At 66.4% G+C, this 390-nt stretch carries 1 protein-coding gene; it reads left to right on the forward strand.

The features are described from left to right. On the forward strand, positions 1–390 hold a 390-nt coding region (locus tag AC066S_RS39960), incomplete at both ends, for an ArsB/NhaD family transporter (protein ID WP_478272089.1).

Here is a 390-nt window from a genome sequence, read left to right on the forward strand (position 1 = left end):
GGCATGTACCTCGTGGTCTACGGGTTGCGCAACGCAGGGCTCACGGCCCATCTTGCGGCCCTGCTCGACCAGCTCGCGGGCATGGGCATCTGGGGGGCAGCGCTGGGTACCGGCTTCCTTGCCGCGGGTCTTTCCTCGGTGATGAACAACATGCCCACGGTGCTGGTGGGTGCGCTGGCCATCGATGCATCGCATGCCGGCGGCGCGGTGAAGGAGGCCATGGTCTACGCCAACGTGATCGGCTGCGACCTGGGCCCCAAGATCACGCCCATCGGCAGCCTGGCCACGCTGCTGTGGCTGCATGTGCTTGCCAAAAAGGGCACCCGCATCGCCTGGGGCTACTACTTCAAGGTGGGCACCGCCATGACCCTGCCCGTGCTGGTCATCACC

The organism is Bradyrhizobium sp. CFUWI, from assembly GCF_056429085.1.